The sequence below is a fragment of the Kribbella sp. NPDC048915 genome (assembly GCF_040649595.1).
In the GTDB taxonomy this organism is placed as follows: domain Bacteria; phylum Actinomycetota; class Actinomycetes; order Propionibacteriales; family Kribbellaceae; genus Kribbella.
In genome coordinates, this window is sequence record NZ_JBEZFT010000007.1 from 40,431 (window position 1) to 60,464 (window position 20,034).

Sequence of the window (20,034 nt, forward strand, 5' to 3'; positions counted from 1 at the left end):
GGCCACACGATATGGCAGAACATCGCTGCACTGTGGAGCGGGTGACGGGAATCGAACCCGCACTGTCAGCTTGGGAAGCTGATGTTCTGCCATTGAACTACACCCGCGCGGCCGGTCACCCGGCAGCGGAGAAGAGCATAACCGATTCCGCCCCACCCAACCACGCCACCCCCGGCGCGCCGCCACACCACACGGGGTGTCGCGCCGAGGTTTGAACACCCTTTCGACCCGCTACACAGGCCCTAACCTGTTCAAGCGGACGTTTTCCTGTTCAAGCCCCCAGCTTGTGGCTGGTAGGCGCCCGGGGCGGGAGAGCCGCGCGAGGCCGGTGAAGCGGGCCCGGTGCCGCAGTTCTCGGGCGTTTGAACAGTCCGCGGGGGGGTGTGCACACGTTATTTCGTGTCCGCACCCCCGGGTTGGGGTTCATTGCCCTGAGCCCATTGCCGGGTACGACGGGAACATCGACCGCGGCCACCCCACAAGCACTCCGGTGCGCGCCGCCGCACAAAGCACACTCCGGTGCGCGCCGCCGTACACGCACGCCGGTTGCGGGCCACCCCACGCAGCGCGCCACCTCAAGTCGCGGTACCCGCACGCCGATTGCGGCCACCCACGCAGTACGCCGATTGCGGGTCGCCGTACCGATTCCACCGGTGTGACCCGACGCACACGTGGCGGCCTCGCACCGCCCCACAGAACCCCATGCAGGTGTCGCGCCGAGGTTTGAACACCCTTTCGACCCACTACACAGGCCCTAACCTGTTCAAGCGAACGTTTTCTTGTTCAAGCCCCCGACTTCTGGCCGGAGGGCGCGCCCCGTACCGCGCCCACCCAGGCGAACCGAACCGAGCGAGCGGACCGGCCGCCCAGGTCTGCCGGCGCACCTCTGACGGCGCAGTTCTCGGGGGTTTGAACAAGCCATGGGGGATGTGCACACGTTATTCGTGTCCGCACCCCCGGGTTGGGGTTCTTTACCCTGAGCCCATGGCCGGGCACGACGGGAAATCGACCGCGGGCCACCCACAAAGCACCCCGGCGCGCCGCCCCACACACATGCCACTTGCGAGCCACCGCACGCAACACCCCGGCGCGCCGGGGTACGCGCATGCCAGTTGCAGGTCCACCCCACGCAGCACGCCGATGCGACTCGCCGTGCACGCATGCATGTTGCGCGGCCACCCGACGCGGTACGCAGATGCGGGCCGCCCACACACATGCCACTTGCCTGCCACACGCAGCACGCCGATGCGACTCGCCGTGCATGCATGCGGGTTGCGGGCACCCCACGCGGCACCTCGGCGCGCGCCCCCGTGCACATGCCAGTTGCGGGTCACCCCACGCAGTACGCCGATGCGGGTCGCCGTACCGATTCCACCGGTGCGAGCCGCCGCTCACGTGGCGGCGCGGGCCTCCGCACACAACCCCACGCAGGTGTCGCGCCGAGGTTTGAACACCCTTTCGACCCACTACACAGGCCCTAACCTGTTCAAGCGAACGTTTTCTTGTTCAAGCCCCCGACTTCTGGCCGGAGGGCGCGCCCCGTACCGCGCCCACCCAGGCGAACCGAACCGAGCGAGCGGACCGGCGGCCCAGGTCTGCCGGCGCACCGCTGACGGCGCACCTCTGACGGCGCACCTCTGAACGGGGCACCTCTGAACGGGGCACCTCTGACGGCGCACTTCTGACGGCGCACTCCCGACGGCGCACCTCTGACGGCGCAGTTCTCGGGGGTTTGAACAAGCCGTGGGGGGTGTGCACACGTTATTTCGTGTCCGCACCCCCGGGTTGGGTTCTTTGCCCCGAGCCCGTAGACGGTACGGCGGGAACTTGGGCGTGCCCTTCGCCCGTTCACCCGACATTCACCACCGAGCTGCTCCCGGACGGGAACGCAATCCGCGAAGCCGACCTTCACCACCTTCACGGACCCCACCCAACAGAGGGCGGTGAAACGGGGGATTTTCGGGGTGGTTGTTGCCGAATCAGCAGGATGTGGGCCCAGAAGGGGCCGAACGCATCGAAAATCGGGGCGCGGGCGGTTTGTCGCGCAGGTTCTTGGGCAGTTTTTCACAAAGGGCACGTTCAGGACTGGGCAGGGTCGTCATCTTCTGGCAGATTAGAACGCGTTGCCGGGGGCAACATTCGACGCAACGTGAGGATGCGGTCCTGGACCGGGCGACATGGTTGCGGGGCAACTGGATGAAGGGGTGAACGGTGGCAACAGACACGACTGACGCAGTGGACAACCTGGAGAAGGAACTCGTCACATTGGCGCGCCGGCTGCGCGGTCTGCAGCGGACGCTGTCCGACGAGGCGCATCCGGACCTGGAGCCGGCGCAGTACGCGTTGCTCAACCACGTCGAGGAGCTGGCGCCGGTACGGATGGCCGACCTGGTGGCTGCGCTCGAGGTGGACAAGGGTCCGGTCAGCCGGGCCTGCGCGCGACTCGAGGAGGAGGGGCTGCTGAAGCGGGCCGCCGACAAGTCGGACGCGCGCGCGACGCTGCTGACGCTGACGGCCGCGGGCAAGCGCAAGCTGGCGGCGGCGCGGAAGAAGCGGCACAAGGTGATCGCGGACCTGCTGAAGGACTGGTCGCCGACCCAGGTGAAGAACTTCGCGAATCAGGTCTCGAAGTTCAACAAGCTGGCCAACTGAGGTTAGTTGCCTCAGGCCCACGGTCTGGTGGTGTGCTCCGCGCCGGAGAGCTGAGGGCTCCGGACGACCCGCCACCAGCCGCCGGGATGGCAGTTCGTGGGTCCTGACGCTGTGCGGACGAGCAGCGCGCTGCTAACGTGCGACCGTGCTGCTCTCCGACCGTGACATCTTGGCCGAGCTCGACGCGAAGCGGGTCCAGCTGGATCCGTTCGATGCTGCGATGGTGCAGCCGTCGAGTGTCGACGTGCGGCTGGACCGCTTCTTCCGGGTCTTCGAGAACCACAAGTACCCGCATATCGACCCGTCCGAGGAACAGCCGGATCTGACCCGGCTGGTGGAGCCGGACGGTGACGAACCGTTCATCCTGCATCCCGGTGAGTTCGTCCTGGGATCGACGTACGAGCTGGTCACGCTGCCGGACGACGTCGCCGCACGCCTCGAGGGCAAATCGTCACTGGGCCGTCTCGGTCTGCTCACGCACTCCACGGCCGGCTTCATCGACCCGGGCTTCTCGGGTCACGTCACGCTTGAACTGTCGAACGTCGCCACGCTGCCGATCAAGCTCTGGCCGGGGATGAAGATCGGCCAACTGTGCTTCTTCCGGCTGTCGTCGCCGGCCGAGCACCCGTATGGCTCGGCGAAGTACGGCTCGCGGTACCAAGGCCAGCGCGGCCCGACCCCGTCCCGCTCCTTCAAGAACTTCCACCGCACCGACGTGTGAACCAATGACAAAGGCCCCGGGTCAAACCCGGGGCCTTTTGTCGGACCAGATCAGGCGGTCGGCTTCATCACGATGCTGACCAGCTGGATGTCGTTGCTGCCGAACCCGCTGCCCTTCGGCACCTGCCCGAAGACGCCACCGTACGGCGACACCCCGGACGGGGACAATTGCGTGCCGTTGTACAGGCTCATGTCGTTCCCACCCGCGGACGTACCGGGCGACTCGGAGTTGCCGTCCGAGGGGGATTCATTGCCCGACGGCGAGTCACCGGACGTCGGGGAGTCACTGCCCGACGGCGTCTCGCCGTTTGACGGGCTCGCGCTCGAGCCGGCGCTCGGCAGGTCCTCGCCGGTCTTGGCGTCCAGCAGAACCGGCTGCTTCTCGGTCTGCACGTACACGACTCCGTGGAACGCTGCGGTCACCCGCGGCACAATGCGGTCGCCGGACTTGCTCGTGTATCCCCAGGACTTCTTCCCCGTGCTGTCGTCGAACCCGAAAATCTCCTTGTGTCCGGTCGGCGCCAATTCGGTACACACGAGCGAAGCCGCCTGGTCCCAGAGGCACGTGTACCCGCTGGACTCCTGCGCCGACAGCTCGGGCGTCGAGGGCACCACGGCCCCGGTCGACAGATCGACGGCGTACAGCGAGGCGACCGTGTTACCGGAACCCTTCACGTACAGCGTGCCGTAGAAGTATCCGTGCTTGGCGCCGCCGCCGATCGGACTCAGCTCGCCCTGCTTCAGCGGGATCTGCTTCGTGGCCTTCCCGCTCGCACCGTCGAAGAGCACGACCCCGGCGTCGTTGGCGTTCTGCTTGGTCTCGGCCTTCGCGCCCGCGACCACACCGCCGTGCACGGCACCCGGAAGGACGTCCGGCAGCACAGTTCCCTTCTTGGTGGCGGGGTCCGCATACACCGTCGCCCTGTCGCCGCCGCTCGTCACACCGACGGCGACCTGACCGGTCTCCGGGTCGTACTGAGCGTTCGAGATGTACAGTTTCGCCCCGCCTGGCTCGGTCACCGGCGTGGACACCTCTGCAAGCTTCTGTCCGGACGCGACGTCGATCCACTGGACCAGGACCAGGTCCGTCGGCTTCTGTGTGCCGTTGCCCTTGTCGGCCTGCGCGTAGGCGACGACCGCGACGTCCTTGCCGTCGACTTTGACCGCCATCGGGTGGGTCGCATCGCTGACGGTCGTCGTGTCGGACTCGGTCGACCTGATCTCCCAGAGCTTGTTCGGGTCGACGACGTCATGACCGACCAGGCCCCGGTAGTTCACGGCCACGGCCGCCTGGCCGACCATGCCGAGCATGGTGTCGTCGTACATGGCGCGATCGTCGTAGTCGGGCACGGGGTAGGCCGCGGTGACGCTGAAAGCCTTGGGCGGGTCGAACGTCGGGGCGGCCGGGGCCGACGGGGTCGTCGACGTCGTGGTCTCACCGCCGGAATTCTCCGTACCTGCTTCGGGCTTCTTGTCGTCGCCGCCGCAGCCGGCCAGCAGGATCAGCGCAGCGGTGACAGCCGTGGTCGCCACCATCGGACGCAACATCGTTCGTATCTCTCCCCATGTCGACCGAGAATGATCGACTGAACGCTAGCAGTGTCCACGGGTCCCCCCCGGCAGTTATCCACAGGCATTGCAGGAAGTTGCAGCGCGCACCGATCAGCGGTGGCCGGGCGATCCGGCGGTGACGAGGCCGAGCCGCTCGAGTACGGCGAGGATCGCCGCGGCCGCGCTGCTCATCGGGTTCCCGGTCATCGGACGACCGAGAGCTTGGCCGGGCGGTGGGTACCGCGCGGCGTGGTCAACTGGCGGGCGGCCGGCTCGGTCAGCTTGCGGGACGCAGGCTCCAGCCGGTCGGCCAGCCGGTGCAGCGTGCTCGCGAACCGCGTACGGGCGCTGACCCGCGGTTTGCCGTTGTGCCGCAGCGCTCGGCGTTCCGCCTCCCGCAGCCGGTCCTCGACGCGGTAGCGGGCGATTTCCTCGTACTCGGTGATCATGTCCGTTCTCCCCTCACTGGTTTCCTGCTTCGGTGTCTGCTGCAGGCAATGCTTCGCCCAGGTCCCGCCCCCAGTGGCGGGACCTCGTGGCGTGCTGGTCAGACCGTGACTGCGGTCAGACCTTGACGACGGTGATGTCGCCGGAGACCGTGCGGGCGCGCAGCGTCAGCGAGCGCTGACCCTCGGCCGGCTTCTCACCGGGCTGCAAATCGCAGCGGATGCGACCGGTGACGGTCTTCAGATCCAGGTACGTCGGAAGTCCGTCGGGGACCCCGATCTGGACGTCGCCGCGGGCCGTCTCCGCCTGGACGCTCGGCGCATCGGCGACCTCGACCTTGACGTCGCCGGAGCCGGAGGTGGCGATCGAGTGATCGCGGATCCGCTCGATGGTGATGTCCCCCGAGCCCACCTTGACCGACGTCGGACCGGCGGCGTCACCGATCGTGACGTCACCGGAGCCGGTGCTCAGCCCGAGTGCGTCGGCGGCCTCGTCGATGTCGATCGAGCCGGATCCGGTACTCGCGCGAACCGCACCGCCGGCCTGCTCGACCTTGACGTCACCGCTGCCGGTGTTGATGCCGAGCTCCCGCTCGACCCGGTTCAGCCGGACGTCGCCGGAGCCGGTCGCCAAGCGTGCCGCGCCGAGCGGCACGGCCGCGGTGATGTCACCGGAGCCGGTCTTCACCCGGGCGTCGAGCACCGCCGAGGTGGCGATCCGGACCTCGATCTCGGGTCCGCGGCGGATGTTCCGCAGTCCTTCGACGATCAGCTCGCCGTCGACGACCTCGACGGTCACGTCGTCCTCGGACCCGCTGTCGACGTCGACCGTGACCGAGGTGCCCTCGTGGTCGGTGTTGGCGTTGATCGCGACCAGGCCGGAACCGATGTCGATCCGGATCCGGTCGATCCGCCCGCTCTCGTCGTCGACGAGTTGCTGACTGAAGCCGCCCATCACTCCGCCCATCCCGTCACGCGCTGGCCTGGGCCGTGTCCGCCCCGGCGGCGTTCCTTGTCCTCGCGGCGCCGTTCCTTGTCGTCCCGCCGGCGCTCGCGGTCCTCCCGGCGCCAGTCGCGCTCGCGGCGACCGCGGTCGGAGCCGAACACGCCCTCTTCGCCGAACGGTCCGTTCGGGCCGAACACGCCGTTCGGGCCGAAGACGCCGTCGGGGCCGAGCGGTCCGTTCGGACCCAGCGGGCCCTCCGGGCCGAACACCGGACCGCGCGGCGGGCGCGGCGGCCGGGGCGGGCGCGGACCGCGCCGACGCTCGCTGAGCTCGGTCATCACGGTGCGCATCAGCCACGCGTTCGACGAGATGCCCTCGGCGTCGGCGGCTTCGTCCACCTTGTTCTTGATCGACATCGGCAGCCGCAGTGTGATCCGCGCGGTCGGCTCGTCGGCGTCCGGGACCAACTGCTCGGTCTCGTCGCCGACCTCCTCGTCGATGTCTTCGTCGGTCTCGTCCGGACCGGTCAGCTGGCTCGGCGCCGGCGTGACCACGAACTCCGGGCGGCCACCGGCCATCCGAAGCTCGACCGACCCCGGGGACAGCTCACGGCTGATCTCCCCGGCGGCGTCGGACAGGGCTGAGATGAGGGCCAGCCGGCCCGCGTCATCCAGCGTGGCTCCGAGGCGCTGGGCCACGGAGCGAGTTTGGTCGTCGGCCAGGGCGGTCGCGTTCTCGACGCTCCGCCGTACCGACTCGAGGTAGTGGTCAAGTTCCATGACAGCAAGCATGACGTCATAATGACGTCACTGTCAACCCTGGTGATGTCAGAGCGTCGTCAGGATGGCGTCACCGGCAGAATGGCGGGCAGTCGTCGTCAGGAGGAGAACGTGTCCAGAGGTGTACTGATCACCGGTGCGTCCAGGGGTGTCGGCGCGGCCGCCGCGCGGGCCTTCGCGGCCGCCGGCGACCGGGTCGTGCTGCACTGCCGTGGCGCCGTCGACCGCGCCGAAGAAGTGCGCGCCGACCTGCCTGGCGACGGGCACGCAGTGCTCGCCGCGGATCTCGCCGACCCGGCCGCAATCCCTGCCCTGGTTGCGGATTCGGCCGCCGCGCTCGGCCGGATCGACGTCTTGGTGAACAACGCCGCGATGTTCGTCGAGGAGCCGGTCGCGGGCTCCCGCCGGGTCGGTCATCCGCTGGCGGAGACGTCGTACGAGGAGTGGGTCGCGACGTGGCGCCGTACGCTCGCGGTCAACCTCGAGGGCGCCGCTCACGTGACCTGGTGCGTGGCGCGGCAGATGATCGATCAGGACCCGGCCGACGGCGTACGGCGGGGCGCGATCGTGAACGTCGGCTCGCGGGGTGCGTACCGCGGCGAGCCCGACGTCCCGGCGTACGGCGCCTCCAAGGCGGGACTGCACGCGCTCGGACAGTCGTTGGCGGCATCGCTGGCGTCACATGACATCACCGTGACGTCAATCGCGCCCGGGTTCATCGCCACCGACATGACCGCGGCGTTCCTCGACGGCGCCGACGGCGACGCGATCCGCGCCCAGAGCCCGTTCAACCGCGTCGCGACCGCCGAAGAGGTCGGCAACGCGATCTACTGGCTCTCCTCACCCGACGCGAACTGGGCCAGCGGGGCGGTCCTCGACTTCAACGGCGCGTCGTACCTGCGCTGAATCGTCTCCTGACCGATGCGGCGCCAGCACGAGCTCGAGCTGCTCGGCCAGGAAGTCGGGTAGCGAACCCCAGCCGGTGATGGCCCAAGTCCGAACGGCGCCGGTGATGCAGACCAGTGTGTGCTTGGACAGGGCCGGTACGTCGGTGTCCGGGCGGAGCTCGCCGGCCTCGACGGCGGCGCGGTACCAAGTGACGCAGGTGTCGACGATCGCGGCCGAGTGCGCCAGCGCGTGCTCGCGGAACTCTGGGTCGGTGAGTTGGCCGAAGCCGGTGCCGAACTGGTCGCGGTGGTCGATATGGGCGACCGCGGACAGGGCGAAGTCCCGCAGCGTGGCGAGCGGGGAGATGTTGCGGGCGGCGGCTTCCTCGGCTGCTCGTCGCACCATCTGCGGTGACCGAGCGGCGAACGCGAGCAGCAGACCGCGCTTGGAGCCGAAGCGCTGCATGAGGGTCGGGGGCGCCAGTCCGGCGCGGGCGCCGACCGCCGCGAGCGTCAGCCGGGCGGGGCCGAGCTCGGCCAGGACCTCTCGGGTCGCGTCGAGGATCGCGTCGTCGCTCACCAGCCGCGGTCGGGCCATCGCGACACCTCTGCGTTTGTGAATACACATTCGTTAATACACGAGATCGTAACAGATCCTTGTGCGCTCAGTTATTCAGTGACAACGGGTGAGCTTCCGGATACCGCTTTAGGACGAAAGGCGAGGCGTCCGGACCGTGATCCCGCCGTCCGGTGGACCCGTCCGTCGCCGGACACGTCGTTCAACGGGAGCCTCACAATGCGCATCGTCCGCATCACCCTGGGTCTGCTGCTGTCGCTCGCAGGCCTGGTCGCCACCGCCGCCGGCGCCTTCGCGGCGTTCTGGCTCGTCGGACCGGACAACACGATCTCGACCCCCAGCCGGGAACTCGCCAGCCGCGGGCTCGCGGTCGTCACCGCCCCCGCCCTCCTGGACCGGCACGGACCGACGCTGCACGTGAGCGCGTCGGGCGCCAAGCCACTGTTCATCGGCGTCGCGCAGGACCTCGACGTCCGCGACTACCTCGCCGGCGCTGCCCACACCCGACTGATCCGCTTCGACCCGCCGGCCACGTTCGCCACGCAGGAACTGCGGGGCGCGGCCACGAAACTGACGCCGCCCGGTGAGCTCGACTGGTGGGTCGCGCAGTCCGCGCCGGGGTCGCAGTCGCTCAGCTGGCCGATCCAGGACGGGCTGTACGACGTCGTCGTGATGAACGCCGACGGTACGCCGGCGGTCGGCGGCGAGGTCACGTTCGGGATCCAGGTGCACCGGCTGTTCGGGATCTGCCTGCTGGTGCTCGGTGCCGGGGTGCTGCTGCTGGCCTTCGGCCTGACACTGATGCTGCGCCGGCGCCGCGTGGTCGAGCAACTCACGGACACCACCGAGATCCCGGTCATCAAGACCTCGCAGCTGCCGGTCCTCGACCCCGCCGCGCCGCTCGCCGCCGAGGAACAGTTGTCCCCGGCGCACCGCGTCTCGCCGCACACCCCCGAGCACGTCGCGCCTGTCGCTCCGGAGCGTGTTTCGCGTTTCGCTCCCGAGGAACAGCTGGCCCCGGCCTACCGCGTCTCCCCCTTCGCCCCCGAGCGGGTCAGCCCGTTCGCCCCGGACCGCACCAGCCCCTTCGCCCCGGAGCGACTCACCGCCGCCACCCCGGTCACCGAGGAAGACCCGGCTTCCGACCACGTCGCGGCCGACTCCACGCAGCCCGCAGCGCCGGCCGCGGTCCGGTCCGCCGAGATTCGCCCGGCCGCGGTGCCAGCAGCGCCGATGTTCATGTCGGCCGCCGCAGTCGCCCGCGCCAAGTCCCCGGTTCTGATCGGCGCCACCGCACGATCCGACCAGCCCACGCACCCGCAGTACGACGAGTCCACCCACCCGCAGTACGACGAGTCCACGGGACCGCAGTACGACGACCAGCCGGCTTTACCGTCGGACGCTCAAGCAGCGGACGAGGCATCCACCACTGAGACAGAGACGGTGCCGTTGGCGGCTTCGCCGGAGTTTGTGCGCAGCGATGAGGCGGTGCGGCGTACGGCGGCGTTGCTGGCGAGTGGCGCCTTGTTGCTCACCACAACGAGTTGCAGCATGGTCCCGCCGAAGAACACCTTGACCACGGAGGACTCGCGCCCGGCCGTCACGCTCGCCGACGCGCAGACCGTCGTCCAGCGGTACAACCAGCTCAACAACCAGGCGAACCGGACCCGCGACGCGAAGCTGGCCGCGACCATCGAGGGCAACCCGACGCTGGCGCAGACCCAGGCCGGGTTCCTGATCGGCCGCAAGCTCGACCCGGCGGGCAAGGAGATCTCGAAGCCGTTCAGCTACACCAACCTCGAGATCGGCGCACCGCAGTTCACGGCGTACCCGATGCGGTTCGTGGTCAGCTCCGGCATCTCGAACGCGCCCGGCCACCGCCAGCTCGGTGTCTGGCAGCGCGAGAACGCCGGCAGTCCGTGGCTGCTGACGCACTCGGTGTACACGCCGAAGGACGTCGAGCTTCCGCCCGTCGCGGATCTGCGCACCCCGCGGGCCGACGACCTCGCGAAGCTGCAGGCACGCCCCGAGGCAGTCGCGAAGGATCTTGCCGCGTACCTCACCGCCGGCAAGAGCGCGTCGCAGGCGGAGCAGTTCGCGCTGTCCCCCAGCCTCACCCAGCTGCTCGACCTGCGCACGAAGTCGCGGGCCGCCGACAGCGCGCAGCCGTACATCGCGGGCGTCACCGACACCTTCGCGACGTCGGGTGACCCGCTGACGTTCGTCACCGCGAGCGGCGACGCGCTGGTGTTCCTGTCCCTGACCGAGCAGTACTTGCAGCGCGTCGAGCCGGGCTCGAACGCGTACTGGACGAGCGGCGAGGCGACCGCGTTCAGCAGCATGGTCAAGTACACCCGGACCATCCACCAGAACTACCTGCACCAGGTCGCCCTGGTCGTCCCCGCCAACTCGAGCGACGGCGTCCAGGTGCTGTCGATCGAGCCTCAGCTGGTCGGGGCCGGGGGCGCCTGACGGCCAACCCGCGCCGGCGCAGGGCCACAGTCGCTGAGAAGTCAGCGGCAAGCGCTTGTCGAAGGATAGTTCCGACTGGTTGACTTCCCGGGTTAGATCTTCCCATCCGCCCGGGAGTACCAGTGGAACTCACCCGCCGCCGCCTGCTGTCCTTCGTGCCCGCGACCGCGTTACTGACCGCGGTCAACCCAGCCCCGGCCGCCCACGCAGGTGGTACCGACAGTGCTTCCGGTACGGCGGCGTCCGCCGACCCCGGCCGGTTGCTCACCAACATGATCGGGATCTTCGCCGGCACACCCGAGTCGAACGCCCGTCCCGAGGTCGCCGCGAAGCTGACCTCGATCGACACCACCGCCCGGACCTGGCTGTCCGCGCTCGACCGCGCCGGTACCGGCGAACTGTTCGCCGGCCTCCCGCTCGGCACCAGCGATCCGAATCTGAGCGCGTCGTACCAGCACCTGTACGAGATCGCCCTGGCGTACCGCCGCCCCGGCCCCGCCTCGGACCTGCAGGGCAACGCGGAACTCCGTCAACGCATCCTCGACGGCCTCGCCTGGCTGCACGACAACTACTACGGCGACCAGTCGAAGGGCTACTACGGCAACTGGTTCACGTGGGAGATCGGCATCTCGACCTTCGTGTCGAAGACGCTCGCACTGATCGACGCACCGCAGGACCTGATCACGCGGTACGTCGCCTCGATGGACGCGTATCTGCGCAACGGGAAGGACGGTGACGTCGACCTCGACTCGCGCTTCCACACCGGCGCGAACCTCGTCGACATCACGGCGAACCGCATCCTCCAGGGTGCGCTGCTGAACGACGACGCGCGCGTCCGGAAGGCATTGCAGGACCAGTTCACGGTGTTCGCGACCGTCGACCCGTACAACCTGCAGCACGGCGTCACCGACGGGTACTACGCCGACGGCTCGTTTCTTCAGCACGCCTCGGTCGCGTACACGGGCTCGTACGGGAAGGGCCTGCTCAGCCGGGTCGTGCAGACGATCAAGGTGCTCGACGGCACCGAGTACGCGAGCAGCGATGACCTGGTCGGCGTGGTGCAGGGCTGGGTCGAGCACGGGTTCGCGCCGCTGATCTTCGAGGGCTGGATGATGGAGATCGTCAAGGGCCGCGCGGTCTCCCGGACCGCCACCGGGTACGCCGACGTGGCGGTGATCGTCGAGGCGATCGTCGATCTGGCCGACTACGCGACCGGCGACGACGCGGCCCGGTTGAAGTCGTTCGCGAAGTTCACCGCCCGCGCGTCGATCAACCCGAACAGCTTCGTGTCGCCGGTCTCCATCGGCCGGTACGCCGACATCGTCTCCGACCCGTCGATCGCGCCGGCCGACCTCAACCCCGCCGCGAGTACGACGGCGTTCAACGCGATGGACCGCACCGTGCACCGCCGGCCCGGGTACGCGTTCGCGCTGGCACGGAGCTCGGCGCGGATCAGCAAGTACGAGTACATGAACAACGAGAACCTGCTGCCCTGGTTCCAGGGCGACGGTGCGCACTACCTGTATCTGGCCGGCCAGGACCAGACGCAGGCGTTCGGCGTCGACTACTTCACCACGGTCTCGCCGTACGCGCTGGCCGGCGTCACGGCGCCGGTCGAGACCCGCAAGTCGATCCCCGAGCTGTACGGCGCGGCGTACTACGAGAACCCCGGCCACCCGTTGAACTTCACGTCGTCCTCGGAGTCGCAGAACACCTACGTCTACTTCCCGACCGGGACGAACGTGCACTCCGGCGGCGCGACGCTGGACGCGTACGGCGCCGTCGGCTGGGTGCAGTCGGACGACTTCGCGTACGCGTCACGGGCGATCCTCCCGAATGACTTCGTGGTGTACAAGAACGCGTCGGCGACCAAGTCGTGGTTCCTGCTGGACGACGAGATCGTCGTCCTCGCGGCCGGTGTCGGCGACGAGACCCGGGCCGTGACCACCACCCTCGACACCCGGATCGCCGCGCCGAGCGCTGCCGTGACCGTCACCGGTGCGCAGCACAACGGCCGCCCGTGGACCGGGACCGGCACGGTCACCCCGCGCTGGCTCCGCTACACCGACGGCTCGGCCTCGATCGGGTACCACTTCCTGCAGCCGGCCGCGGTCTCGGTCGATCTGCAGACCGTCACGCGGAGCCGTCGGGTGATCCGCGTGTCGAACCCGGACACCCAGGTCACCAAGCAGGTCTTCGCCGTGACCGCCGCGCAGCCCGCGGATTCGCGCCGCTCGCTCGCGTACGCATTGGTGCCCAACGCAACAGAGTCCGCGATGAAGTCGTACCAGCACGGCCGGGTCGCGCTGCTGTCCAACAGCACCAGGATGCAGGCGGTCCAGCACCTCGGCCTGGGGCTGACCGCCGCGAACTCCTTCGGCCCGGGCACGCATCACCTTCCGGGCCTGACGGTCGACGGCCCGGCGTCACTGCTGCTTCGGCGGAAGGGGGCGACCGTTCAGGTTGCCGTCTCCGATCCGACGACGCAGCGCGACAGCATCACGGTCAACCTGCGCGCGCAGTACCTGAAGGCCGCGGCGCCGGTCGACGGGGTTCAGGTGACGCGCACGGTCACCGGCACAAAGGTGACGTTCCGCACGCGGCACCTGTACGGCGCGAGTCTCGCGGTCAAGCTTCTTCCAGCTTGGTGATCAGCGTCTGCATGGTGCGCAGCGTCGTCCGGAGGTCGTCGAGATCGACGGCCGTCGCGAGCTCCGAGGTCCACGGATGCTGGGCGACCGCGATCTGGCGGATCGCCCAGTAGCCGGCCTCGGTACACGCGAGCAGCTTCGCGCGGCGGTGCGCCGGGTTCGGCCGGTACTCGGCAAGGCCGCGCTCGACCAGCAGGTCCGCGATCCGCTGGACGGCCTGCCGGCTGACACCCATGATCCGGCCGACGTCGGCCACAGTCCGCGGCTCTCTGAGCACGCCACCGAGCACCTGCCACCAGGCCGCGGTCAGGCCGCCGTGCGCGGCCAGCCCTTGCGCGGCCTCCATCAGGCGCGCGTTCAACCGGAAGGTGGCGAGGACGACGTCCGTGAGGACCGCGCCACCTTCCGACTGCGGCCCTGGCTTCGGCCATTCCTCCCGCGGTGGAACAGTCATCCGACCAGATTGGCGTACGCGGCAGGGTCGGCGCGGTGGAACACGCCCTCGTACGCGTCCAGCTTCTGCTCGTCCGCGAGGCCGAGCCGCTTCAGGACGGCTCGCGCGAACTGGACCGGCGAGTCCGGCCCGGCCGTGATGACGTCACCGCCGACGACCGCCCGCGCGTCGACGTACTTGTCCGAACCGGCGTAACCGGTCGCCTGCAGGTACTCCTTCGCGGCACTCGTGTGCTCGCACTCGTCGAGCAACCCGACCCGCGCGAGCCCGGCCGTCGCACCACAGATCGCCGCGACTGGCACGCCGGCCTCGAGGAACTGCCCCGCCAGCTTCAAGAAGTCGTCACCGCCGCCCTCGTCCCACTGCGCCGAGCCCGCGAGCACCAGCAGATCCCCCTGCTCGGGCGCGACGTCCGCGATCGTCACGTCCGGAACCACCCGCATCCCGCCCATCGTGACGACCGGTTCGGCCGACTCGGCCACGGTCACCACCGTCCAGGGCTCTCCCGTGAACCTTCCGGTCCGCAGTTCGACCAGCAGATGCCCGATCTCCCAGTCCGCCCATGTGTCGTACACCGCTACATACGCTGTCTCCATGACACCATGTTGTCATTATGACAATGTGTTGTCAATGGGTTGAGGTGGTTTGCACGCCCAGGTATGCAGAACCCGCCGAAACCGGCCGATTTCGGCCGCGAAACCCGGGTTCTGCATACCTGGAGATACGAAGAGGCGCGCTCACCCGGCGTCGGCTCGGCGGAGGAGGGCCACGCCGGCGACGGCGGTCGCGCCCGCGGCGACGGCCAGCGCGTGCTGCACCCGGAGCGTCGCGAGCGCGTTGGTCGATGCGATCAACGGCACGGTCTGCGCGAACGACAGCAGCGACTGCAGCCGGGTCAGATGAGACCTCGGCGCGTGGCGCACGAACACCGGCGCGAGATGCGACGTGAAGAAGCCGACGCCGATCCCCTGCACGACCGCGGCACCAATCGCGACCGCGACAGTCGGCGCGACCGCAAGCCCCGCGATGCCAACCGCCGCGCACAGACATCCGACACCACCGACGATCCCGGCCCGGGCGAAGGTGCCGAAGCGCGCGACGAGCGCCGTTACCAGCAGCCCACCCGCGACACTCCCGGCCACGACCAGACCCGCCTGACCGGCCGCCCAACCATGAGACCGCGCGAGCAGCGGCACACACAGTGAGGTGACCGGCAGGACAAACGCGGCAACCAGCGCGACCACACCGAGAATCACTCGCAGCACCGGATCACCCGCAGCCACCCGAAGCCCGTCGAGCGCATCACGCGCGATCGACCGACGTTCACTCCGCGGCGCCACGTCGTACGGCGGCCTGAGCACGAGCAGTACGGCGAACTCGACGGCGAACGTCAGCCCGTCGAGCACCAGCGCGCCGACCAGACCGACCGTCGCGACCAGCACACCGCTGACCGGCCCGCCGGCCAGCGTGACGATCTGGGCGGCCGACGTCCGCAGTGCCATTGCCCTGGGCAACTGATCGTCCGTCACGAAGAGCCGCGGCAGCACACCGGCCGCGGGCAACGCGAACGAGTCCACGGTGCCGACGACGACCGCGGTCGCCACCAGCAACCCGGCCGACACCCCACGCGCACTCACGGCGAGCGCCAGCAGCAAGCAGCACGACCCGACGATGGCGGAGCACCCGAGCAGCAGTCGGCGCGGACCGATCCGGTCACCGAGCACACCACCGACCAAGAGCAATCCGGCTCGCGGCAGGGTGAATCCGGTCAACACCAAAGCGGCGACGTGCGCGCCGATCCCGGTCGCGGCCCAGCCGAGCGCGAAGAACAGCGCGGTGTCACCGAAGACCGAGAGTGTCGAACCTGCCAGCCAGCCGAAGTAAGCCCGGTTCACCCGTCCAGCCGGACCGGCATGACGAGCGTGGTGAACGTTCCCTGGTCCGCCGACCGAACGATGACCGGCCGCGCCGGCTCGCAGATCTCGAGCAGCACGTCCGGCCCGACACTCACCTCGAGCGCGGCTGCCAAGAGTGGAGCGGTGAACCCGATCCGCACAGCACCGGAACCGATCGCGTCGAGCTTCACCTCGGCACCGATCCGCAGGCTGTCCTCGTCGATCTCGAACGTCACGACGTCCCGCCCGGCGAGCGCCTCCCGCAAGGCGACCCGGTCCACCACCACGCGACACACCGGCGGCGTCAACCCATCGAGGATCTGCTCGTACGCCGGATACTCGACGTCGACCACCGGCAACGAGCGCGACTCGTCACCCCGGGCGAGCACCAGCCCGCCGTTCACCTCCACGCGAACCACGTCTCCCGCGGCGGCCCAGCGACTCACCGCGGCCAGCTCCTCAGCGGGCACCAGAACGCGCGCGGAGGGTCCGCCGAACTCGACCGGCCGCACCGTCCGTACTGCCAGCCGGTACCGGTCCGTCGCGACGAGCGTGATCTCGTCGGCCGCGAGTTGCAGCTGCACACAGTTCAGTCCGGCGTATTCGTCCGTGGTCGCTGCGGCGGAGGCGACCTGACGGATGGCGCTGGCGAGCTCCGGGCCACCGACGGCCGCGGTGGTTCGCTCGGCGAGCAGCTGCGTGAGCAGGCGCGTGGCGGCCTCCCGGGTCGCGGCGGACTTGGCCTCGAGCGTCCGGAGATGGGTGCGGACGAGCTCCGCGACCTCGGCCGACTCGGCGTCCAGGGCGAGCCGGACTTCCGGTAGCGCGAGGTCTATCTCGCGCAGGTCGCGGAGCAGGCGCGCACGGCCCGCCTGCGCGCGGTCGTAGTACCGGTAGCCGTTGGTCGCGTCGACCTCGGCGGGTGGGAGCAGGCCGCAGTCGTCGTAGAACCGCAGCGCACTCGGCGCCAGCCCCACGAGCCGGGCGAACTCACTGATCGTCAGCCTCATGAGCCCGACCCTGATCCCTGCACCAACTCGAAAGTCAACTCCGGAACCTGCCCCACAGGTTCAGCGCCTTGCCGAACCGTTCGCCGCGGATCCAGTCGTAGATGCTGCGGGCCACGCGCTCCGGCGAGACGTCACCGCGCACCGACCGCGGTACCCGTTTGCGGAGCTCGGCCGCGTCGGCGAGCGCTTCGGCGATCTGGTCCTCGGCCCAGCCACGCAGCGCCAGCCGTTTCCGCCGTACCGCGTCCGGACAGTCCAGATGCAGCCAGCGCCCCTCCGGCAGCTCGGTCGGCAGCGCCGGCGTCAGCAGCAGAACGGGCAGCCCGGACCGCCGGATCAGCTCGGTGATCCGTAACCAGAGCGCGTTGTACGCCGGCCAGATCGGCGCCGCTGTCGGACTCGCGATGTCGATCCCGAGCAGCCGGCCGTTGTCGTCCAGCAGCTCGTCCATGTCCATCACCACCAGGTTCCCCGGGCTCAGCCGGACCAGTTCCGGAACGACGGTCGACTTCCCCGCCCCGGGAGCCCCAGTCACCACGAACAACCTCGTCACGGATCTAGTGTGGGTTACTCCACCAGGAGGCGCACGGGAGGGCGCGGTTCACCGGCGATCGTGGGCAGTCCGCTCGATCCGGGCGTGACCGAGCCGAGGATGCTGGTATGGGCGGCGCCGGTGCAGCTCGGCACCGTTCCGCCCAGGCCGTGCAGGGTCAAGAAACCCAGGACCGCAAACGCGTACGCTTCCTTCGCCGCGGACGGCACGCCCAACTCGTCGGTGGTCCGGACCGGGATCTCCAGTTCGTCCGCGAGCAGGTGCATCAGCACCGGGTTCTGGATCCCGCCGCCCGAGGCCACCACCTCCGTCCCGCCGTACCGCCGTACCGCGTCGGCGACCGTGCGCGCAGTCAGCGTGGTGACGGTCGCAACCAGGTCCGCGGCCGGGATGACCGGCAGCCCTTCCATCGCCCGCGCCACGTAGCCGAGGTTGAACAGTTCCTTTCCGGTCGACTTCGGCGCCGGCCGCGCGTAGTACGGGTCCGACAGCAGCCGCGCAAGCAGTTCGTCGTGTACCTGGCCGCGCGCCGCCATCACGCCGTCCGCGTCGAACGGCTGCCCGGTCAGGTCGGCCACCACCGCATCGATCAGCGCATTCGCCGGGCCGGTGTCGAAGGCCACGGGCTCACCGTGCACGACGGTGATGTTGGCGATCCCTCCGAGGTTGAGCGCCACCGGTACGCCGGGACGCCCGCGCAGCCACAACACATCCATGATGCTGACCAGCGGTGCACCCTGCCCGCCCGCTGCGACGTCGCGCGAGCGAAGGTCCGACACCACAGGTACGCCGGTGACCTCCGCGATCCACGCCGGCTGTCCGAGCTGCAACGTCCCGCGCACGGTGCCGTTGTCGACCCAGTGGTACATCGTCTGCCCGTGCGACACGACCAGGTCCGCGTACCCGCCGCAGAGCTGCTCGACCGCCTGCTGCGCGACCGCCGCGAACGCCTGGCCGACGCCGGTGTCGAGCCGGCACACCTGTTCCATCGTCGTCGGAGCCGGCGGCAGCGCGGCCGCGACCGCCGCGCGGAGCTCGTCCGGATACGGCTGGCTCAGCATCCCGAGAGGCGTCAGGACCAGTTGGTCCCCATCCAGCCGCAGGTCGGCCGCCGCGGCGTCGATGGCGTCGTACGACGTCCCCGACATCAGCCCGATCACTCGCATGTCAGTCCCGCAACTCCCGTCGATGGTCGTCCCCGCGCAGTGTCAGCAATGCGATCACACTCACCGCACAGGTGACCACCACGTACCAGGCCGGGATGTCGACGTTGTTGGTCCGCTTGATCAGCTCGGTGATGATCAGCCCGGCCGATCCGGAGAACACCGCGTTGGACAGCGAGTACGCCAGCCCCAGGCCGGTGTACCGCGCACGGGTCGGGAACATCTCGGCCAGCATCGCCGGACCCGGTCCCGCCATCAGCCCGACCACCAGACCGGCCACGAACACCGCAGCTCCCTTCGCCGCGGTGCCCGACTCCTTGTCCTGCAACAGGTTCAGCAGGGGGAACGCCAGTACGACGACCAGCGCCGCGCCGGTCACCATCACCGGACGCCGCCCGATCCGGTCGCTCAGCCAGCCGGCCGGGATGATCGACACCGCGAACCCGGCGTTCGCCAGCACCGTCGCGACCAGCGCCTGCTGGAAGGTCGCGTTCAACGTCGCCTGCAGGTACGACGGCATGACGACAAGGAACGTGTAACCGGCCGCGGACCACCCCATCAGCCGCCCGATGCCGAGCGCGATCGCCTTCGCGACCTCGCCGGCCGGCGCCTTGCGCGGCTGCTCCTGCACCCGCTCGAAGCTCGGCGTCTCGTCCAGCTTCAGCCGCAGCCAGAGCGCGACCAGACCGAGCGGCAGCGCGACCAGGAACGGCACCCGCCAACCCCAGTCCGCCAACGCCGCCGCGCTCAAGGTGGTCGCGAGGATCGCCGCGAGGCCGGCACCGGCGAGCAGGCCGAGCGCGACCGTGAACGACTGCCACGAGCCGTACAGCCCGCGCTTCGTCTTCGGCGCGAACTCGGTCATGATCGACACCGCACCGCCGAACTCACCACCGGCGGACAGTCCCTGCAGTGCGCGCACGAGCGTCAGCAACCACGGGGCCGCCGCACCGACCGTCGCGTACGTCGGCAGCAGGCCGATGAGCGTGGTCGACAAGGTCATCAGCAGCAGCACGACGATCAGCGTCGGCCGCCGCCCGATCCGGTCACCGACCCGGCCGAACACCGCGGCACCGAGTGGCCGGAAGAAGAACGCCAGCGCGAACGAGGCGTACGTCTTGATCAGACTCTCCGCGTCGCTGGTCGCCGTACTGCTGAAGAAGTTCGCCGCGATCACCGTGGCGAAGAAGCCGTACGCGCCGAACTCGTACCACTCGACGAGTTCCCGACCGTCCCGGCCACCAACGACCGCCGCGTCCGAACTTGCGTGCCGCTACT

General features: G+C 69.4%; 17 protein-coding genes and 1 tRNA gene. 5 read left to right on the plus strand and 13 right to left on the minus strand.

What is annotated here, in order from left to right:
- Nucleotides 1–33: 33 nt before the first annotated feature.
- Nucleotides 34–107 (minus strand) — tRNA-Gly (locus tag AB0B82_RS06150).
- A gap of 2,104 nt (nucleotides 108–2,211) precedes the next feature.
- Here AB0B82_RS06150 and AB0B82_RS06155 point away from each other — a divergent pair.
- Nucleotides 2,212–2,652, plus strand: a complete 441-nt coding sequence (locus tag AB0B82_RS06155; RefSeq protein WP_360163203.1) for a MarR family transcriptional regulator — start codon at nucleotides 2,212–2,214, stop codon at nucleotides 2,650–2,652.
- 145 nt (nucleotides 2,653–2,797) lie between these two features.
- On the plus strand, nucleotides 2,798–3,373 hold the full coding sequence (gene dcd / locus AB0B82_RS06160) for a dCTP deaminase (protein ID WP_360163205.1): 576 nt from the start codon (nucleotides 2,798–2,800) through the stop codon (nucleotides 3,371–3,373).
- A gap of 50 nt (nucleotides 3,374–3,423) precedes the next feature.
- On the opposite strand, the gene AB0B82_RS06165 is transcribed toward dcd, so the two are convergent.
- The 4 genes from AB0B82_RS06165 to AB0B82_RS06180 all read right to left on the minus strand — a co-directional run bounded on the left by AB0B82_RS06165 (nucleotide 3,424) and on the right by AB0B82_RS06180 (nucleotide 7,094).
- Nucleotides 3,424–4,920, minus strand: a complete 1,497-nt coding sequence (locus AB0B82_RS06165) for a hypothetical protein (RefSeq protein ID WP_360163207.1) — start codon at nucleotides 4,918–4,920, stop codon at nucleotides 3,424–3,426.
- 206 nt (nucleotides 4,921–5,126) lie between these two features.
- The gene (locus AB0B82_RS06170) at nucleotides 5,127–5,372 is read right to left on the minus strand and encodes a hypothetical protein (protein WP_360163209.1); all 246 of its coding nucleotides are present in this window, start codon (nucleotides 5,370–5,372) and stop codon (nucleotides 5,127–5,129) included.
- A gap of 115 nt (nucleotides 5,373–5,487) precedes the next feature.
- Nucleotides 5,488–6,336: a DUF4097 family beta strand repeat-containing protein gene (locus tag AB0B82_RS06175; RefSeq protein ID WP_360163211.1), complete on the minus strand. Its 849-nt coding sequence runs from the start codon at nucleotides 6,334–6,336 to the stop codon at nucleotides 5,488–5,490.
- Entirely contained in the window at nucleotides 6,324–7,094 is a 771-nt protein-coding gene (locus AB0B82_RS06180; protein WP_360163213.1) for a hypothetical protein, read from the minus strand. Before AB0B82_RS06180 ends, AB0B82_RS06175 begins: the two co-directional genes overlap by 13 nt.
- 111 nt (nucleotides 7,095–7,205) lie before the next feature.
- On the opposite strand from AB0B82_RS06180, the gene AB0B82_RS06185 reads away from it, so the two are divergent.
- A complete protein-coding gene (locus AB0B82_RS06185) occupies nucleotides 7,206–8,000 on the plus strand; it encodes an SDR family oxidoreductase (RefSeq protein WP_360163215.1) in 795 nt (264 codons plus the stop codon).
- On the opposite strand, the gene AB0B82_RS06190 is transcribed toward AB0B82_RS06185, so the two are convergent.
- The gene (locus AB0B82_RS06190) at nucleotides 7,935–8,579 is read right to left on the minus strand and encodes a helix-turn-helix domain-containing protein (protein ID WP_360163217.1); all 645 of its coding nucleotides are present in this window, start codon (nucleotides 8,577–8,579) and stop codon (nucleotides 7,935–7,937) included. The genes AB0B82_RS06185 and AB0B82_RS06190 overlap by 66 nt on opposite strands.
- A gap of 198 nt (nucleotides 8,580–8,777) precedes the next feature.
- On the opposite strand from AB0B82_RS06190, the gene AB0B82_RS06195 reads away from it, so the two are divergent.
- Both AB0B82_RS06195 and AB0B82_RS06200 read left to right on the plus strand, forming a co-directional pair.
- Nucleotides 8,778–11,030: a hypothetical protein gene (locus tag AB0B82_RS06195; RefSeq protein WP_360163219.1), complete on the plus strand. Its 2,253-nt coding sequence runs from the start codon at nucleotides 8,778–8,780 to the stop codon at nucleotides 11,028–11,030.
- A gap of 122 nt (nucleotides 11,031–11,152) precedes the next feature.
- Nucleotides 11,153–13,681, plus strand: a complete 2,529-nt coding sequence (locus tag AB0B82_RS06200; RefSeq protein WP_360163221.1) for a polysaccharide lyase family 8 super-sandwich domain-containing protein — start codon at nucleotides 11,153–11,155, stop codon at nucleotides 13,679–13,681.
- Here the strand turns inward: AB0B82_RS06200 and AB0B82_RS06205 are convergent.
- From AB0B82_RS06205 to AB0B82_RS06235, 7 genes are all read right to left on the minus strand, one after another.
- Nucleotides 13,659–14,135: a MarR family transcriptional regulator gene (locus AB0B82_RS06205; RefSeq protein ID WP_360163223.1), complete on the minus strand. Its 477-nt coding sequence runs from the start codon at nucleotides 14,133–14,135 to the stop codon at nucleotides 13,659–13,661. The two genes, AB0B82_RS06200 and AB0B82_RS06205, sit on opposite strands and share 23 nt — an antisense overlap.
- Nucleotides 14,132–14,731, minus strand: a complete 600-nt coding sequence (locus AB0B82_RS06210; RefSeq protein ID WP_360163225.1) for a DJ-1/PfpI family protein — start codon at nucleotides 14,729–14,731, stop codon at nucleotides 14,132–14,134. Before AB0B82_RS06210 ends, AB0B82_RS06205 begins: the two co-directional genes overlap by 4 nt.
- A 141-nt stretch (nucleotides 14,732–14,872) precedes the next feature.
- Entirely contained in the window at nucleotides 14,873–16,030 is a 1,158-nt protein-coding gene (locus tag AB0B82_RS06215; protein ID WP_360163227.1) for an MFS transporter, read from the minus strand.
- Nucleotides 16,027–17,040: a MerR family transcriptional regulator gene (locus AB0B82_RS06220; RefSeq protein WP_360163229.1), complete on the minus strand. Its 1,014-nt coding sequence runs from the start codon at nucleotides 17,038–17,040 to the stop codon at nucleotides 16,027–16,029. The genes AB0B82_RS06215 and AB0B82_RS06220 overlap by 4 nt, the downstream gene beginning before the upstream one ends.
- A 34-nt stretch (nucleotides 17,041–17,074) precedes the next feature.
- The gene (locus AB0B82_RS06225; RefSeq protein WP_360163231.1) at nucleotides 17,075–17,593 is read right to left on the minus strand and encodes an AAA family ATPase; all 519 of its coding nucleotides are present in this window, start codon (nucleotides 17,591–17,593) and stop codon (nucleotides 17,075–17,077) included.
- A gap of 14 nt (nucleotides 17,594–17,607) precedes the next feature.
- The gene (locus tag AB0B82_RS06230; protein WP_360163233.1) at nucleotides 17,608–18,759 is read right to left on the minus strand and encodes an anhydro-N-acetylmuramic acid kinase; all 1,152 of its coding nucleotides are present in this window, start codon (nucleotides 18,757–18,759) and stop codon (nucleotides 17,608–17,610) included.
- Nucleotide 18,760: 1 nt separating this feature from the next.
- Nucleotides 18,761–19,933: an MFS transporter gene (locus tag AB0B82_RS06235; protein ID WP_360163235.1), complete on the minus strand. Its 1,173-nt coding sequence runs from the start codon at nucleotides 19,931–19,933 to the stop codon at nucleotides 18,761–18,763.
- Between the last annotated feature and the right edge of the window lie 101 nt (nucleotides 19,934–20,034).

What these genes read in the sequence shown, in the direction of transcription:
- AB0B82_RS06205 (WP_360163223.1), bottom strand. Translation starts at nt 14,135, where the DNA reads ATGACTGTTCCACCGCGGGAGGAATGGCCGAAGCCAGGGCCGCAGTCG.
- AB0B82_RS06230 (WP_360163233.1), bottom strand. Translation starts at nt 18,759, where the DNA reads ATGCGAGTGATCGGGCTGATGTCGGGGACGTCGTACGACGCCATCGAC.
- AB0B82_RS06190 (WP_360163217.1), bottom strand. Translation starts at nt 8,579, where the DNA reads ATGGCCCGACCGCGGCTGGTGAGCGACGACGCGATCCTCGACGCGACC.
- AB0B82_RS06195 (WP_360163219.1), top strand. Translation starts at nt 8,778, where the DNA reads ATGCGCATCGTCCGCATCACCCTGGGTCTGCTGCTGTCGCTCGCAGGC.
- AB0B82_RS06180 (WP_360163213.1), bottom strand. Translation starts at nt 7,094, where the DNA reads ATGGAACTTGACCACTACCTCGAGTCGGTACGGCGGAGCGTCGAGAAC.
- AB0B82_RS06220 (WP_360163229.1), bottom strand. Translation starts at nt 17,040, where the DNA reads ATGAGGCTGACGATCAGTGAGTTCGCCCGGCTCGTGGGGCTGGCGCCG.
- AB0B82_RS06170 (WP_360163209.1), bottom strand. Translation starts at nt 5,372, where the DNA reads ATGATCACCGAGTACGAGGAAATCGCCCGCTACCGCGTCGAGGACCGG.
- AB0B82_RS06165 (WP_360163207.1), bottom strand. Translation starts at nt 4,920, where the DNA reads ATGTTGCGTCCGATGGTGGCGACCACGGCTGTCACCGCTGCGCTGATC.
- AB0B82_RS06175 (WP_360163211.1), bottom strand. Translation starts at nt 6,336, where the DNA reads ATGGGCGGAGTGATGGGCGGCTTCAGTCAGCAACTCGTCGACGACGAG.
- AB0B82_RS06210 (WP_360163225.1), bottom strand. Translation starts at nt 14,731, where the DNA reads ATGGAGACAGCGTATGTAGCGGTGTACGACACATGGGCGGACTGGGAG.